Origin of the sequence: Alicyclobacillus sp. SO9 (assembly GCF_016406125.1) — a bacterium.
In the GTDB taxonomy this organism is placed as follows: domain Bacteria; phylum Bacillota; class Bacilli; order Alicyclobacillales; family Alicyclobacillaceae; genus SO9.
Genome location: NZ_CP066339.1, coordinates 2913170 through 2929176, shown reverse-complemented (window position 1 = coordinate 2929176; position 16007 = coordinate 2913170). Strand labels below are relative to the sequence as shown.

The 16007-nt window shown below is 49.5% G+C and carries 15 protein-coding genes and 3 tRNA genes; 16 read left to right on the top strand and 2 right to left on the bottom strand.

Annotated features, from left to right (window positions below; genetic code table 11):
- The first annotated feature begins 118 nt into the window (after window positions 1-118).
- From argJ to GI364_RS13680, 5 genes are all read left to right on the top strand, one after another.
- Entirely contained in the window at window positions 119-1339 is a 1221-nt protein-coding gene (gene argJ / locus GI364_RS13700; RefSeq protein WP_198849831.1) for a bifunctional glutamate N-acetyltransferase/amino-acid acetyltransferase ArgJ, read from the top strand.
- Window positions 1340-1480: 141 nt separating this feature from the next.
- Window positions 1481-1969, top strand: coding sequence for a MarR family winged helix-turn-helix transcriptional regulator (locus GI364_RS13695; RefSeq protein WP_198849830.1), 489 nt, complete (start codon window positions 1481-1483; stop codon window positions 1967-1969).
- 23 nt (window positions 1970-1992) lie between these two features.
- Window positions 1993-2874 (top strand): NAD(P)-dependent oxidoreductase, encoded by an 882-nt coding sequence (locus GI364_RS13690; RefSeq protein WP_198849829.1) that lies wholly within the window; start codon window positions 1993-1995, stop codon window positions 2872-2874.
- Window positions 2871-3383 (top strand): D-glycero-alpha-D-manno-heptose-1,7-bisphosphate 7-phosphatase, encoded by a 513-nt coding sequence (locus tag GI364_RS13685; protein ID WP_198849828.1) that lies wholly within the window; start codon window positions 2871-2873, stop codon window positions 3381-3383. The genes GI364_RS13690 and GI364_RS13685 overlap by 4 nt, the downstream gene beginning before the upstream one ends.
- 94 nt (window positions 3384-3477) lie before the next feature.
- Entirely contained in the window at window positions 3478-3780 is a 303-nt protein-coding gene (locus tag GI364_RS13680; RefSeq protein WP_198849827.1) for a hypothetical protein, read from the top strand.
- Window positions 3781-3798: 18 nt separating this feature from the next.
- On the opposite strand, the gene GI364_RS13675 is transcribed toward GI364_RS13680, so the two are convergent.
- Window positions 3799-5109: an LCP family protein gene (locus GI364_RS13675; RefSeq protein ID WP_198849826.1), complete on the bottom strand. Its 1311-nt coding sequence runs from the start codon at window positions 5107-5109 to the stop codon at window positions 3799-3801.
- A 584-nt stretch (window positions 5110-5693) separates the two neighbouring features.
- Between GI364_RS13675 and GI364_RS13670 the strand changes: the two genes are divergently transcribed.
- From GI364_RS13670 to hisC, 4 genes are all read left to right on the top strand, one after another.
- Window positions 5694-5921, top strand: coding sequence for a hypothetical protein (locus GI364_RS13670; protein ID WP_198849825.1), 228 nt, complete (start codon window positions 5694-5696; stop codon window positions 5919-5921).
- Between the two features lie 125 nt (window positions 5922-6046).
- Window positions 6047-6319, top strand: coding sequence for a hypothetical protein (locus GI364_RS13665; RefSeq protein WP_198849824.1), 273 nt, complete (start codon window positions 6047-6049; stop codon window positions 6317-6319).
- A 304-nt stretch (window positions 6320-6623) separates the two neighbouring features.
- Window positions 6624-7679 (top strand): calcium/proton exchanger, encoded by a 1056-nt coding sequence (gene cax, locus GI364_RS13660; RefSeq protein WP_198849823.1) that lies wholly within the window; start codon window positions 6624-6626, stop codon window positions 7677-7679.
- Between the two features lie 211 nt (window positions 7680-7890).
- Window positions 7891-8988, top strand: coding sequence for a histidinol-phosphate transaminase (hisC, locus tag GI364_RS13655; RefSeq protein WP_198854022.1), 1098 nt, complete (start codon window positions 7891-7893; stop codon window positions 8986-8988).
- A 40-nt stretch (window positions 8989-9028) separates the two neighbouring features.
- Here the strand turns inward: hisC and GI364_RS13650 are convergent, their stop codons facing one another.
- Window positions 9029-9391 (bottom strand): hypothetical protein, encoded by a 363-nt coding sequence (locus GI364_RS13650; protein WP_198849822.1) that lies wholly within the window; start codon window positions 9389-9391, stop codon window positions 9029-9031.
- An 89-nt stretch (window positions 9392-9480) separates the two neighbouring features.
- On the opposite strand from GI364_RS13650, the gene gltX reads away from it, so the two are divergent.
- The 7 genes from gltX (at window position 9481) to GI364_RS13615 (ending at window position 15988) form a co-directional block, all read left to right on the top strand.
- Window positions 9481-11016 carry a glutamate--tRNA ligase gene (gene gltX, locus GI364_RS13645; protein WP_198849821.1) on the top strand — a complete coding sequence of 512 codons (1536 nt, stop codon included), beginning with the start codon at window positions 9481-9483 and terminating at the stop codon, window positions 11014-11016.
- 137 nt (window positions 11017-11153) lie between these two features.
- Window positions 11154-11227, top strand: a tRNA-Gln gene (locus GI364_RS13640).
- A gap of 10 nt (window positions 11228-11237) precedes the next feature.
- Window positions 11238-11312 (top strand) — tRNA-Glu (locus GI364_RS13635).
- A gap of 7 nt (window positions 11313-11319) precedes the next feature.
- Window positions 11320-11396: transfer RNA gene (locus tag GI364_RS13630), tRNA-Lys, on the top strand.
- 199 nt (window positions 11397-11595) lie between these two features.
- Entirely contained in the window at window positions 11596-13143 is a 1548-nt protein-coding gene (locus tag GI364_RS13625; protein WP_198849820.1) for a hypothetical protein, read from the top strand.
- Between the two features lie 54 nt (window positions 13144-13197).
- On the top strand, window positions 13198-14964 hold the full coding sequence (gene uvrC, locus GI364_RS13620) for an excinuclease ABC subunit UvrC (protein ID WP_370541779.1): 1767 nt from the start codon (window positions 13198-13200) through the stop codon (window positions 14962-14964).
- A 397-nt stretch (window positions 14965-15361) separates the two neighbouring features.
- Window positions 15362-15988, top strand: a complete 627-nt coding sequence (locus tag GI364_RS13615) for a succinate dehydrogenase cytochrome b558 subunit (protein ID WP_233095795.1) — start codon at window positions 15362-15364, stop codon at window positions 15986-15988.
- The last annotated feature ends 19 nt before the right edge of the window (window positions 15989-16007 follow it).

Sequence of the window (16007 nt, the reverse complement as noted above, 5' to 3'; positions counted from 1 at the left end):
ATCCCCTACCTTTTCACTCAGTAATGCAGATTATGTTCATTTCGGTTGTATCATGGAACCGAGGACAAAGTACATAGTAAATGCTGGCGTAAGAAGTACAGCTTGGGAGGACCAGAGATTGAGAGTCATTGACGGGGGCATAACACGTCCCATAGGATTCAGAGTTGCAGGTGTTCGCGCCGGGCTGAAGGAAAACGGTGAAAAGGATGTGGCTCTGCTTGTCAGCGACGTTCCTGCTGTGGCAAAAGCTACTTTTACCACGAATTCTGTGAAAGCCGCTCCGGTACTATGGGACTTGAACAGAATGGAGGCCGGAAGACCTCTGCGAGCGGTCGTGATCAACAGTGGAAATGCCAACGCTTGTACAGGGGCCGAAGGAGACGCGCATGTGCGGCAGATGGCAGCTGCTGTAGCGGATAAATTAAACATCACAGCCGAGGATGTGTTTGTTTCCTCAACGGGTGTCATTGGTGTTCCGCTTCCAATTGACGCCGTCTGCCGCGGCATCGAAACAGCTGCCTCGTTACTTGCACGGGGTGAAGAGGCGGACATGGCCGCAGCAACGGCGATTATGACTACGGATACGAGGCCTAAACAGATTGCTGTCGAAATCGAGCTAAATGGGAGGACTGTACGAGTTGCTGGTATGGCAAAAGGCTCAGGTATGATTCATCCCAACATGGCAACGATGCTCTCCTATGTTACGACTGATGCAGTGCTTGAGCCGGAACTGATGGAGCATATCCTTCGTAAGAGCGTGCAGAAGTCGTATAATATGATTTCTGTGGACGGAGACACCAGTACAAATGACACAGTGCTTTTCTTGGCCAACGGTATGGCTGAAAATGCTCGGCTGGAGTTCGACACGCCGGCATACCGTGAATTTGAGGCAGCCATTCATTTTGTTAACACGTATCTGGCGAAAGCGATTATTCGTGACGGAGAAGGCGCTACAAAGTTTCTTGAGGTGCAAGTGAGCGGTGCGGACACGGAAGCCAAAGCGGGAGAGTTCGCAAGGGCCGTAATTAGTTCGAATTTGGTAAAGACCGCTTTCTTTGGTGCTGATGCGAACTGGGGCAGAATGGTGGCTGCAATGGGTGCCGCTGCAGAACTGGAGTGGAACCGCTTGTCCATTTCTATCGAAAGTAAGGTTGGCTTAGTCAACCTTATGAGTGAGGGTAGCCCAGTGAATTTTGACGAAGAATTTGCCAAGAAGGTCCTCAGTGAAACGGACATCAGTGTGCAGATTTCCGTTGGAAATGGATTGGGTACTGCCACCGCTTGGGGATGTGATTTAAGCTATGACTACGTAAAAATCAACGGGGATTATCGGACGTAGAGAAGCGTTCAATTTCCACGTAGAGAAGCGTTCCGGGGCGTGTCTCCTTGATTTTCGCATAGTTCAATTGCTAAAATAAATAGCGAGTAGAGATGAGGCCAGATGTGAAGATGTCCGGCAGTTCACTGGGGAGTGATGGGTTTGAAACAGGTAAATCCCGATGCATTGCGTAAATTAGACGACGTGATGGCCAGATTGCAGCGTGTAATGCACGTTCGCTCTCTGGTGAAGAAGTTTGGTTTAACATCGAGTCAAATGTTCATTCTGCGTTACTTGGCTCGTTGCGGACAAGCCAAATCGTCGGACATTGGCAAGATAGTAGGTCTGAGCCCCGGTGCTGTAACACAGGTTACAGATGAAATGATTCGTCTTCGCTTGGTCGATAGAGTTCGTTCAGAGGAAGACCGCCGCGTCGTCTACGTTTCCCTGACGGATGAAGGCAAAGACACAGTAGAACGTATCCGACTTGCAGGCAGTAAACGCCTTTTAGCGATTTTGGAGCAATTGCCTCCTGACGATACAGATTCCTTTATTCGTATTCTTGAGAAAGTTGTCGATATTATTGATCAAGAGGGGGCAAACCTAGACGCTGAGCCCGATGAGAAAGAATCCGACTGTGAACACAAGTGAAATTGGCAAGGGAGGACTGCGCGATGGCGCAACTGGTACATAAGGCGGCTTGGATTGGTCTTGGCAACATGGGCGTACCGATGGTCAAGAACCTTGCAGAAAATACAGCTGAGGTAGCTGCTTACAACCGAACGCAAAATGCTTATGGAGATATCGGTAAAGCAGTGTGGACCGACAGTCTCTCAGTCGCTGTAAGGAATGCAGATGTTGTCTTTGTGATGGTCTCTGACGGACACGCAGTAAACGAAGTACTATTTGCAGAGACAGGAGTTGTAACGTATGCGTCTAGAGGCACGATTGTGGTAAATATGAGTACCATCGGTGTTGATGAAACAAAGGAAATTGCAGGCCGTTTGGCAGAACAGGGACTGCTATTCATGGATGCACCTGTATCGGGGTCAGTAAAGCCTGCTCAGGACGGGTCTTTGGTCATTTTGGCTGGCGGCAGTCAAGACGTTTTTGACCGAGTACGTCCTTCTCTCGAGAGCATGGGTAAAGACGTGTTTCACTTAGGCGGAATCGGCTCTGGCGCAGCCATGAAATTGCTCATGAATTCGTTTTTGGGGCTCTTGATGGAAGCTGCGGGTGAATGCATGGGAATTGCGGATAAGGCAGGGCTTACACGGGAATCCTTCCTCCAAGTACTCTCGAAAACCGGGATGTGGGCACCTATCCTAAAACTCAAGCAACCGGCGTGGGAACAGGCTGAATTTCCAGCTGCATTTGCTTTAAAGCACATGACTAAAGACTTGGGACTTGCCAGCAGTTTTGCACAGGAGATATCGGTTTCCGCACCCGCCCTGATGTCGGCAATGGCAATGTTTGTAGCTGCTCGTGAGGAGGGGTATGGAGAACAGGATATGGCTGCTGTTTCTGAGTATATTAAGGAGTTGTCAAAGGATTGACAAGGGCAGTTGTGTTAGATCGGGATGGAGTTATCAATGACCACCGCCGGTATGTAAATACACCGGCGGATTTTATTCTGTTTGAGGGGGTTCCTTTTGCAATTCGGACTTTACATGACGCGGGCTTCCTTGTCCTTGTGGCCACAAACCAAGGCGGTGTTGGACTTGGCTACCTCACTGAAGAAATGCTGTACCAAATTCACCAAAAGATGATTTCAGAACTGGAGCATGAAGGTGCAAAAATTGACGGCATTATTGCCTGCCCGCATGCACCCTTTGCTGGCTGTGCATGCCGCAAACCGAAGCCTGGCATGTTGAATACACTCCATGCCCAATACGGCTTTACCAAAAGTGAAAGCTACATGGTAGGGGACCGAGAAACAGACGTACAAGCAGGCCAAGCAGCGGGATTACGAACGGTCTTCATTGGGAGTGCCGAGACCAAGGCTGATATCAGCGTCTCAAGTCTGATGGATGCGGCCAACTGGATTGTGAAGCAGAGTGGTTAGACACAACCCTTTCCCTGCCGCCATAGATTAATATGAGAAGATGGTGCAAGGGCTTTTCACAGCACTCTGTACGTTAGATTTGGGGGTAGCACCTATGATGTTTGCCGACCGCGAAGAAGAGGAGCTTTCAGCAAGTTTGTCATATCCCTATTGGTACGGACAACCGGTGAAAATTCTGCCGTGGTGGTTCCGCGCGTCAAATAAGGCGCAAGAATGGAAGATGAACTGGTATCTGATGGCTCATCTGTACACCCGTGTTTCTGCTACTGGAGGACCGGGGCGGGGGTGGTTTACTTCCACATTTCCTGTTTTTGGTCCATATTATCCAATGCCCTCGGCCGAATTATGGCAGAATCAGTTTCCTGAAGCGTACTACAGCAGTTTTTGGTGGCCGTAGGGCAGAAAATCAAATGGCTCATTTGAAGCTGGTCCCAGTTGACGCTCCTGTGGGAGATTTCACCAGCCAGCCGGCAATATAGCCTGTCTTGGTGCCTCGAATAATGACTTTATACCAGCCTCCGGATTTCCCGACAACTGTGACGCTGTCTCCCTGGTTTGCCGAAGCAACGATATTGTACGACGTGGCAGGACCTGACCGAATGTTTGCTGCCGTTGTTACAGTCATGGTGCGGCGGTGAACCTGTGTTGCGGAATTTTGATTGTTGGGGGGGTTAGACTGACTAAATGTCGCTGACCCAGAGCTGTGCTTTCCTGCTGGGTTTTTAGTGTGCTTGTTCTGGACAGTTGCAACGTGTTTAAGGGACTGGCCCCGTGCTTTTGTAAACAGGTTGGTGATAACCCTTGGCGCCGCGGCAGTGTCGACTTTCCACTCCAAGTGTGTGACACTGGTCTCGGTTGTAGCTGTGTGCTGTAACTTGCCTTTTAGAGACTTACCGGGCAGCAGCGATTCTGAAAGCGGCCAGGATGCAAAACGGTTGGCGTTCAACGCGAGATCGGCCACTTGCCCAAGAGTAAGATTTGAATTCACCGAATCCCATCCACTTTGCAACAGATGGGGAAGAGCCGCCATGTTTTTGGGGCTGTCCAACTTCTTCAGGGCCGCTTTCATAAATGCTTGTTGCCGCCCCATCCGCCCCCTGTTTGTTGTCTGTTTGTCCAAGTAGCGCACGTATTCCAGAGATTCAAAGCCGTTTAGGGTTTGGAATCCTCGTTTCAGATTAATATGAGCGTACGGACCGGTTCCGCCAGTATCATAATTGACAGTTCTGTGGAGAGTTACCGGAACGCCGCCAATTGCGTTCACAAATGTGATGAATGCGCTGTAATGCACTACGACATATGATGATACTGACTGGTTTGTGAGTTTGCTAATCAACTGTACTGCCAACCGCGGACCGCCAAAAAGAAATGCTGACGAGAGGAGACCTTTGTGGCCGTCGGGATATTGAAGCAGGGTATCGGAAGGGATGGATAGAACCTCCAGATGCCTGTTCGCCTTGTCAAATTTAATCAGTACGCACGAGTCGATTTGACCAGCCTCGTAGGAACTCTGTGCATCTGTGCCGAAAACGGCAATCATAGGAGGCACGTCTGACGCCGCATTTGCTGCACGTGATGACCGTCCTGTCTGAGGTGCTCCCGATAGCATTTGGGGATTGATTGCAACAATTATTAACAAAGACGCAATGATGATGGCCGCCGCGGCCATGACATAGCGCTTGGTTTTGCGTTGTGAGGTCCTCTGATGACGACGAAGCCTGTTCAAATAACCACCTCTACGGAGTATACCGGAATTTGTTGGACATAAAATATCAAAGATAGTTTACACCGGAATACGGAAAGGGGAAAGAGTCAAGGGTAATTTGTGGGTCCGGAAACCAAGTTATGGGATGGAGGACAAATTTACGTTGCGGTCCGATTCCAGCAGTCGTTCGGGAGAATTGTGCAGCGAAACCGCGTCTGCGCTTTCAGAACAGCCGCCGCCGTGAAAGCGCAGAGAAACGCGTGGAAGGGCATTATTTCCCTTGGTGGCGGCTCCACGGCTGATTCAGCACATGATTGCAATTGGTGCAAATGTAGCGATATCGCTCCGAGATGACTTGGGCTGGTACCGGCAGGTCCTCCCGGATAACGACGCTAGCATCGAGCTGTACAATTTTTTCTTCTTTGAACTCCGTACCTTCGCATTCGGGGCAGGCGTGTACGTTCCTTCCTATATTAGCCATGTCCGTTTCACTCTCCTGTAGTAGCTATGGTCAAGCTCATAATAACATGTGAACCATTACATGCTATAATATCTTTGCTTATCAGGACAAGTTCTCGGGCGTCCGAAGGGGTCGATTTTAGACGATGGATCATTTTTTACCTGATTGGATGTTTGCTGCATTTGCAATTGGGGGATGGGAGCTATTTCATTTCTTAGCGCGGAGGTTTAACGTACCCCAGCTAACGTGGGTCAGTTGGGCCATTGTGGTCGTTTGTGCTCTGGTACTTGCAATTCGGTATATCACTCGGCTTATAAGGAAACGGCGGCAAAAGGGTTCCAAACCAGATGATGAGGAATGGAAGAACTACTAGACAGAGTGTCGTCCATTTGACCGTGTGCCGAGGTGCCAGTCATTTCTAGCGTCATTCTGCATGCTCAAAAGCTCGGCGAATGGGACTGCCGACGCCAATTTTCTTGCGGGGATGTGTGTAGTGCAATGTCTTCAAGTGTTTTTTTATTTTGGTTTATGCTTGGGCTGATTGACTTTGTCACTCTCTTCGGAGTCGGCACAGCTCTTAATATGCTGACGAAGCTGTGGTGGATAGCCCCTCTTTTATATTTGGCCTTTTCCATTTACTTAATTGCGGCAGTGGGTGGGCAAATGACAACGCCTGAGTGGATTTTATTTTTCTTAGGTTGGTTAGGCGTTGGACTCAGTTCGTGGGCTGTCAGAGCGTTAAAAAAACGCGGCTATCCGTTATTTTCGTGACTCAACCGTACAGTGTCATGAGCATACCTCATCCAAAAGAAGCGGGTGCTTTCCTTGCCGGTGAAAAATCGGCATGGGAAAGCACCCGTTTTGTTTGCTGAACATCCGGTTTTTGGCTTCGCCAGTGAAAATCCCGGTACAGCGTATTCTGCTGGTGCGCTCGCAGCTTCATCATACGGCGCTTTTGCTTGTACTGGTGTACGGGTGAAATTACAGGTAAGATCAGAACTGTATCAACTGGAGTGTGAGCTTATCAATCACTGACCAATTCATTTAGTGAGAAATGATAAAGGTGGGATAGGTTTTGGGGAGATGGGTCTGGCCGCTTGTTGTATTGCTGCTGGCGTTGAGCGCGTTGATAAAATGGAGCGGTGGCGGCGCCACACTGGTATTTATTAGTTCCGGCCTGGCGATTGTGCCAATGGCCGCGGTAATGGGCAGGTCCACAGAAGCAATTGCTGCACATGCGGGCTCGAGGGTTGGCGGGCTTGTATCGGCGACGTTTGGTAACGCAGTGGAACTCATTATTGGTGCAATCGCTTTGCAGCACGGATATCTCCCGTTAGTAAAAGCATCCGTTACTGGTTCAATTTTGGGTAATTTATTGTTGGTTCTCGGGCTAAGCTTTGTTGTTGGCGGTATTCGCCACCCGATTCAGAGGTTTAATATAAGAGCAGCGAGAAGCAACGCGTCCATGCTGGTCTTGGGGGTCGGTCTGGCTTTTGTTTTTCCAGCCATTTTCATTAGAGGAAGTTCTCATTCACCTGATGTTTCGATTTATATTGCCGCTGCACTCGTATCATTCATAGTATATATGCTAGGACTGTTATTCTCGTTGTTTACTCATCGAGACCTATTTCATTCGATTGAACAGTTGTCTACAGACGAACAAGAGTCTCCGCCCTGGCGCCTGTTGCCTGCAGTGGGAGTGCTGTTGGTAACGACACTGCTGGTCGGGATTGAAAGCGAATGGCTGGTTCAGAGCATCGAAGTGGCTGGCTCACACTTACATTGGTCAGAGTTGTTTACTGGGGTGGTTGTCATTGCCTTGATTGGGAACGCAGCAGAACACATGTCTGCCGTATTGATGGCTTGGAAAAACCGTATGGACTTGTCGATGGAAATTGCGGTGGGCAGCAGTTTGCAGGTGGCGATGTTTGTAGCACCGGTTTTATTTGCCATAAGCTACTTTTTTCATCATCCGATGCCCTTGTCTTTTTCCCTCCCTGAATTAGCTGCGATGGGAGGTGCCGTCACACTTACGGCAGTTCTCTTGATGGATGGTGAATCAAATTGGCTCGAAGGGACTTTGGCTGTGGGGGCTTACATTGTCATGGCAGTCGGTTTCTTTACGCTGTAATCACCTCACCTCGCCAGCACAGGCTCAGTAACGTAGAAGTGTTTTCCGATTTGAGGTCGCTCTAAGTCCTTGGTCAATTTGCTTCTCGTCGGGGCATGCCGTTGTCTGGCGTGTCCAATGCGTGATAAGATTCACGTATCTTTATCGCATTAGCGCTGTATAGGGATAAAGAAGATGGGCAAAAGGCCTTGAGAGGGGAGAGAAACCGGTGATGACCCGGATTAAAGATCAAGTGCGTCCTGGGATTGAAGAGATACAACCCTATGTACCGGGAATAACAGATGACGAATTGAGAAAAATGTATGGATTGAAGCGCGTCGTTAAGCTGAACGCCAACGAGAATGCCTTAGGTCCGTCCCCAAAGGCAATTGCAGCCATTCAAGAGGAACTGACTGCGCTTCACCATTACCCTGACGGATCAAGTGAACTCGTGCGTCAAGCCATTGCCGCATACCACACTTTACAGCTGGAAAATGTACTGGTTGGCAACGGATCGGACGAAATTATCAAACTCCTCTCAGAAACCTTTCTCAATCCCGGGGATGAAGTCGTGTCTCCCAAACCCTCGTTTTCACAATATGGTTTTGGTGCGGCAATTATGGGGGCGAATGTGATTCAGGTTCCTCTGAATGAGGATTTCAGTTACGATGTACAGCGATTGTTGGAAGCTGTGACAGAGCGGACGAAAATGCTGTACCTGTGCACTCCCAATAATCCGACTGGCACCATTCTCACGGCGAGCCAGGCAGACTGGCTGTTGTCGAGACTGCCAAAGCACGTAGTGGTTGTCATGGATTTGGCTTATAATGATTACTCCGTGGCAAACAAGAGATTTGTGGAATATCCAGAGTTGTTTCAGGACCCTCGTGTTGTGGTTCTTCACACATTCTCGAAACTCTACGGTTTAGCCGGTCTGCGTGTCGGTTACGGTTTAGCCCACACTGAATTGTGGGAGTTCGTCAACAGAGTAAGGGAGCCCTTTAACGTCAACCGCGTGGCCCAAAGGGCCGCAGTCGCGGCGCTGAAGGACGAGTCTCACAGACGAAGGTCACAGGAGCATGTACGCCAGTCGAGAGAGTTTTTCTCTGAAGCAGCAAGGGGCCTGGGAATCGGGCTGACTCCGACGGAGGCGAACTTCGCGTTATTGAATGTACGAAATGCAAAACGTGTTACCGACTTGTTAATGGAGCACGGTGTCATGGTGAGAGCTGGATTTGGGTTGGAAGACCAGATTCGCGTCACATTTGGAACGGAAGACGAGAATCAGGCATGGCTCGAAGTCATGCAGCATGTTCTTGCAGCAGTGTAAGAGAAGAGCGGAGGATGGATGTCCTCCGCCGTCTTTTGTCCTAATTCTCTCCTTCGATGGTACCTCTCGAATCCTCCCAGTCGGGTTCGTCCGTTACTGTCTTCCGGTTGCTGCTGACTGGATTTTGATCTCGAAATGCTGAGATGGTCCTTTGTCCCTCCTGCCAAGGGGATGTCTTCCCCAATTCAGTTTCATTCGTGGCTGCCCCGTAGGGACCTTCTGGAAATTCTTCATTTTGAATATCGAGTTGATATGCTTGTACTGTTTCTAGCTCCATTTCATCAGAAGAAACTGCAGGATGGTACCGACCTGAGTTTTTGCTGGTTATATGCGGGTTGGGTGCCGGATTCGGTGTTCGGTGCTGCTTTGATTTGTACAGCGAATCCTTGCCTTCATTGGACATATGAATCACCTCTGTTTTATAGTTTCATGATGAAGGCTTTAGTATCCGCCAAAAACAGGCGGCAACATGTTACATAGGAGACGGAATCAATGACTACAAAGCATGGCAGTTCCATCGGTGAGTCAGAAGTGGGCGGCAGCGAGTTTGACGGTGAGACAATCCGGGTGCGATTTGCCCCAAGCCCTACCGGGGCACTTCATATTGGAGGAGCAAGAACTGCTTACTTCAACTGGCTGTACGCACGTAAGCACAAAGGAACTTTTGTGTTAAGAATTGATGACACTGATACATCGAGATCGACGGAGGAATCATATCAGCAGATTCTGGATAGTTTCCGTTGGTTAGGCTTGAATTGGGATGAAGGTCCAGATGTGGGGGGGCCGTACGGTCCGTATCGACAATCTCAACGCATGAGTGTTTACGAGGAGTCATTGGCGCGACTGGTGGAAGATGACAAGGTGTATCCTTGCTTTTGCTCGACAGAGCAGCTTCAGGAAGACCGGGAGTTGGCTCAGAAGGAAGGTCGGGCACCACGCTACGCCGGACGTTGCAGAGACCTGTCGGACGCACAGCGAAAAGCGAAGCTGGACGCAGGAACAGCCTTTGTCTATCGCTTTCGGTCACCCGCTGAAGGAGAAGTGAAGATTGAGGACGAGATTCGCGGTGAAGTCACGTTTGCAGCCGCGGAGGTGGATGACTTTATTGTCTGGAAGGCAGACGGTACACCTACGTACCATTTTGCGAGTTGTGTGGATGACGCTGCAATGAAAATCACCCATATTATCCGCGCGGAAGAGCACCTGTCCAATACCCCCCGGCACGTGGTGTTGTTCGAGGCGCTGTCGGCTCAGGTGCCCAAGTTCGCACACGTACCCATGATTTTGGCGCCTGACAGAAGTAAGCTGAGCAAGCGCCATGGTGCTACGAGTGTACAGGAGTATCGGGATGACGGGATTCTTCCTGATGCACTTCTGAATTACCTGTTGTTGTTAGGATTTTCGCCAGGAGACGGAAACGATTTTGTTGCTGCAGACGAAGCCGTCAACCTGTTTGATTTGGGGAAGGTAACGAAGCACGCAGCCGTTTACGATGTGAAGAAACTGGAATGGTTAAATGCACTGCATGTCAGGAATATGAACCCGGACGAAATCATCAATCGAATCTGGGCGCAAATGCAACACAGGGGTTGGGTGACGAATTCGGAAAGCCGCGAACGGCTGGCGTGGGTACGGACTGTGATTCAGACCGTGGCACAGCGCGCACGAAGTCTCGACGATCTCGTTGCCAACATGTCATATTACTTCGAGTCGGTGTCGGAGTATGACGAGAAGGGCGAAAAGAAGCACTTCATAAAACTGGGCACCGTCGTTGCAGACCGGCTTGCAAAGGCGGCCGACAGTCTCGCTGAAGTACAGCCGTTCACTGTTGCTGCTCTTGAGCAGCACTATCGCAAATTGATTTCGGCGTGGGGCATCAAGGGTGGAGAACTGATTCATCCGACACGGTTGGCACTTTCAGGGATGACGGTAGGACCGGGGTTGTTCGACATAATGGCTCTACTCGGTCAGGAAGAATGTGAGACGCGGATGGAGAACGCCGCTGCCTACATTCGCAAACAGATGTAGGCTGACTCTGGCGCAGGCAGACATTTGTCACAACTCTGACAAATGTCTGTTCCTAGGGGAGATTTGATTGATAATGCGTCTTGAGTTCGTTGACAAGGTATAGGTGCGTATGTATAATTGTAACTTGTCACGGACAGTGCCGAATGGTGTAATGGTAGCACGACTGACTCTGAATCAGTTAGTCTAGGTTCGAGTCCTAGTTCGGCAGCCAAGTGCAAATAGGCCCTATCGTCTAACGGTTAGGACGCCGCCCTCTCACGGCGGTAATCGGGGTTCGAATCCCCGTAGGGTCACCATAGTTGTGGGTCATTAGCTCAATTTGGCAGAGCATCCGACTCTTAATCGGCAGGTTGAAGGTTCGAGTCCTTCATGACCCACCAAAGGTAGCAAGAGCGGCTTCTATCGGAAGTCGCTCTTTTACTTGTGCGCCCGGCCCATTGCTGGTAGGTGGCGTGTCTTCTAAGATGGAGCATTTCCGCAAATTGACTCCAACCGAAAACAGTTTCCTGTTTTCGATTCGTTTCTGGTCAGGTATCATGAATACAGGAGTCCACGTATGAATGTCGAGGGGGACAGGAAGTGAAAAGGTCGTCTTCAATGGATGCAAAGAAGCAGGAGATGGATAGACTGATTGCAGCTTATGGCAACGAAGTCCTGGCTGAATTAAGGCAGATCACTTCAGATAACCGCCAAATTGAATCGGCCTACTATCGAACCTTCCTGTCTGTTTTTAATCAACTACAAAGCCGCTATGGCCGAAAACAGTTGCAAAAGAGCCCGCGGTTTACCATACAAGCCACGACTGTGAAAGTGGTTAAACGTGTTCTGGCGGAAGAGAGCCCATCGTTGCCGGGAGAGCATCCAGCAAACGAAGCGGGTGCGGTATCCCCAGAGAACGGAGAACTTGACAACGCCAGACTTATCTTTCGTTTGGAACAACTGTTGCGTGCTGCCATGATTGAATCAGAGGCCAGTCGACATCACCGCGGACCAGTTTGGACGTCTTATGCAGTGGCTTTAACGCTGGTCATCGGAGTTTCGGCTGTCATATTCGGAGCGTATCAGAAGCCGGAGGGCGCTGTGGCTGCATCCGCAGACAATATCCAGTCTTCAGGCGTGTCTGCTTCGTTTCCACCGCCGTTGTCCAACCTTCCGGTACACGTACGAGGACAGTTGCTGGTCTCTTCGGGGGCGTCACTTCAACATGTTGGTGTGACGAAAGATGCGGTATATGTCTCCTCGTTGACCTACAAGTCGAAGAATGCTATACCGCATATTGCAATTTATCAATCGCTGCTGCAAAGTGCGAAGTTGAAAACCGACGGCGTACCTTATCTGGAATTTGACTTGCAATCACCAGCGAAGCAACCGCATATTCGGGGTGACTGGAAGCTTCGAAATTGGTCCTTTCAAATCACAGGTGATTGGGGCGTAGTGACTGCTACGTGGTCAACACCGGAATTTGACGGGGGCCTGACGCAACTGTATTTGATTGATCTTCCAACCAAAATGCATGCTCTTGCAAAAAGCTGGGTACCGCAGGCTGACGGAGCGAATGCCTATACTGTGGCGGTAGGAGCCGGGAAAGTTGCGGTTCAGGGGCAGTTGCCGTCGACATCGGGATCGTCATCCCCTGCCGGCCTTCCTGTGAAGGTGTATGAGATAAGAGGAACTAGTCCTGCTCACGCGTTGGTCAAGTGGAAAACCCTGTCCAATGTACCTGGGCAACTGGTTCATCCCGACGTTGTCAAGACCGGAATTGTCTCGCAAGGCATTGTGGGGCAGAGTGCATCGTCCAACGGCCTCAATGCCATTTGGTATGTGCTTGACTGGCAAGGGAATGTGTCAAAGCAGAACGGCCCGCCCGTGGACGGGCGCCCGCACTGGGCTGTCGAAAGTCCCAAGAGCGGCCTGTGGTGGGTGGAAACTACACCAAGTTCTCAGAAAAAATCAAAGCATGCACTGCAGGTTTTGATGGGCACCTTAACGGATCCGTCCACAACAGACCAACCGCCGGCACTGTCTCTCAGCGGCACAGTAGAAGGGTTTCACATCGCCAACGGTTATATGGAATGGATTCAGAATACGCAAAAGGTACCACAGCTAGTTGTCGCTCAGGTAGAATAGGGTGAGTGTGAGATAGTAATCCTTCTAGCAGCCTTTTCTAGGAGTGAAATGTCAGTGACAGTCAAACCGATTCAGGATAAGTTAGCCCTGCTGCCTGCAAAGCCAGGTGTTTACCTGATGAAAAACAGGCTTGATGAAGTGATTTATGTCGGTAAGGCAAAGGTTTTGCGCAACCGTGTCCGTTCGTATTTTACCGGCAGCCACGACCGCAAGACGCAACTGCTTGTCTCGAATATTGCCGATTTCGAATACATCGTTACAGACACCGTCGTTGAGGCGCTGCTGTTGGAATGCAATCTAATTAAGCAGTACAACCCTCAGTACAACATCATGCTTCGAGACGACAAGGCGTATCCGTATATTAAGATTACGAACGAGGAACATCCGCGTTTGGACATTGTTCGAAAGATTAAAAAGGACAAAGCCAAGTACTTTGGTCCATATCCGAATGCCAGTTCAGCCACAGAGACGCGCAGACTTTTGGAACGGCTCTATCCTCTGCGTAAATGTCGAAAACTAAAGAAGAAAGTCTGTCTTTACTACCATATTGGGCAATGTCTGGCTCCCTGTGAATTTGAAGTGTCTCAGGATGCCTACAAGGATATTGTTGGAGAAATCACTCAATTCCTGAACGGAGGTCATAAGGCCGTTCAAAAGGAACTGGAAGAGAAAATGCATCAGGAATCTGAACAAATGCACTTTGAGCGGGCTGCAGAATACCGTGACTTAATCCAGCATATTGGAAGAGTCATGGAACAGCAAAAGGTTACTGTGACCGACGGAATCAACAGGGATGTCTTTGGTTATGCGGCGGACAGGGGTTACCTTTGTGTGCAGGTGTTCTATGTGCGTGAGGGAAAACTAATTGAGCGGTCGGTTACGACAGTACCGCATTACGGCGTTCCGGAAGAAGACTTCATGTCTTACGTTGAACAGTTTTATTTCCAACACTCGGATATTCCAAAGGAGATTCTGTTGCCAGAGGGTGTACCGAGCGGTGCACTGGAGGATTGGCTCGATACAAAATGCTTACAGCCCGTGCGCGGACAAAAGCGCAAACTTGTACAAATGGCAGTGGAGAATGCTCAGCTTGCTTTGTCTGAGAAGTTGCAGCTTATGGATAAGGATATGGACCGGACGCTCGGAGCCGTCGTATCTTTGGGGGATATTCTCGGCATTGAGCGTCCACGGCGCATCGAGTCGTTTGACAACTCCAATTTACAGGGCAGTGACGCTGTAGCTGCGATGGTTTGTTTTATTGACGGGAAGCCTGCTAAGAACCAGTACAGAAAGTACAAGATTAAGACTGTTCAGGGTCCAGATGATTATGAATCCATGCGGGAAGTGATTCGCAGACGCTACTTGCGAGCCCTGCGGGAACACCTGCCTTTGCCAGATTTAATCGTGATTGATGGCGGCAAAGGTCAGCTTTCGGCTGCCATGGACATTCTCGAAAACGAATTGGATTTAGATATTCCTGTTTGTGGTTTAGCAAAGGACGACCGGCACAGAACGAGTCAACTATTCTTTAAAGACGAGGATCAACCTGTGAGAATCGAACGTCATTCACCTGCGTTCTATCTCTTAGAGAGAATTCAGGACGAAGTCCACCGTTTTGCTGTGACGTTTCACCGGCAAACCCGGAAAAAAACAGGGCTTGGGTCCGTTCTCGATGACATTCCAGGAATCGGGCCAGGGCGAAAGAAAAAACTGTTGAAACATTTCAAATCCGTCAACGCCATAAAGTCCGCTGATGTTGATGCGTTTAAAGAGATAGGGATTGGGGAAAAACTAGCCCGTACAATTCAAGAATCTCTATGAGAAATAGTCACTTGTGTTACAACACGTGCTTCCCATGAAACCAGAGGATAGACTTTTTCATCAGTAAGCCGCCTGTTTTGAGGACATTGTCCGGGTCTTGAAAGTGGAGGCACGGTTAACAACTGGCATCGAGGGCGCATTCTGACTGCAAAACGGACGTATCGAGTCTGTGCTCAGAATGCGTCTGTCACTCTGTCTGGCATGATCTCAGTCCAAAAGAATTGCGAAACTTGTTGTATGAAGTCGACAAACTTTCTTGACGTATCTTTGGACAATCATTAAAATTTGTGAGTGTTAGACAAATGAAGGACCCGTTTCGGCAGGCAGTCATACGAGACTGCCCTTACATATGTCCGAGGGTAGCTTCGGGAGTCATTTTCTGAAGGGAGGCAAATGCGTGGCACAGACGGAAAATCATTCAGAGTTTGTCTTTCGTCGACTACATACGTTGGCAGGGGTGATTCCGGTAGGCCTGTTTCTACTCGAACACCTCTTTACCAACGCAACCGCAACCGACGGCCCGTCCGCGTATAACAACGCTGTTCGGACGATTCAACAGATACCGTTTCTACATTTTGTGGAGTTCTTTTTCATTTTTGTTCCGCTGACTTACCACGGCGTATACGGCTTGTATGTAGCGTTTACATCCGGGTATAACGCAGGACAATACTCATGGACGAGAAATGTGATGTTTGTCCTGCAACGCATGACAGGTGTCATCACGTTCATTTTTGTTGTGTTCCATTTGTGGACAACCCGTTTTTCGGGTAAAGCACCGACTTTTGCAATGATGCACAATCTGCTCAACGCAGACCCGGCATACTACTGGTTTATGATTATTGGTGTGGTTGCAGCGACGTTCCACTTTTCAAACGGGCTGTGGTCGTTTCTGATTCACTGGGGCATCACGGTAGGCGCCAGAGCACAGCGCGTCTCTGCGTACACGATGGTCGTTGTTTTTGTGGCTTTGGCAGGAATAGGTATTGCAGCCCTGTACGCTTTGGCAAGTACACCTGTTGCTTGATGAACTTGTGACGGGAATC

Bases quoted from the DNA above. Each gene is read 5' to 3' on its own strand.
- hisC (WP_198854022.1), top strand. From the start codon at position 7,891: ATGACCCGGATTAAAGATCAAGTGCGTCCTGGGATTGAAGAGATACAA.
- gltX (WP_198849821.1), top strand. From the start codon at position 9,481: ATGACTACAAAGCATGGCAGTTCCATCGGTGAGTCAGAAGTGGGCGGC.
- GI364_RS13665 (WP_198849824.1), top strand. From the start codon at position 6,047: ATGTCTTCAAGTGTTTTTTTATTTTGGTTTATGCTTGGGCTGATTGAC.
- GI364_RS13690 (WP_198849829.1), top strand. From the start codon at position 1,993: ATGGCGCAACTGGTACATAAGGCGGCTTGGATTGGTCTTGGCAACATG.
- GI364_RS13680 (WP_198849827.1), top strand. From the start codon at position 3,478: ATGATGTTTGCCGACCGCGAAGAAGAGGAGCTTTCAGCAAGTTTGTCA.
- GI364_RS13670 (WP_198849825.1), top strand. From the start codon at position 5,694: ATGGATCATTTTTTACCTGATTGGATGTTTGCTGCATTTGCAATTGGG.
- GI364_RS13650 (WP_198849822.1), bottom strand. From the start codon at position 9,391: ATGTCCAATGAAGGCAAGGATTCGCTGTACAAATCAAAGCAGCACCGA.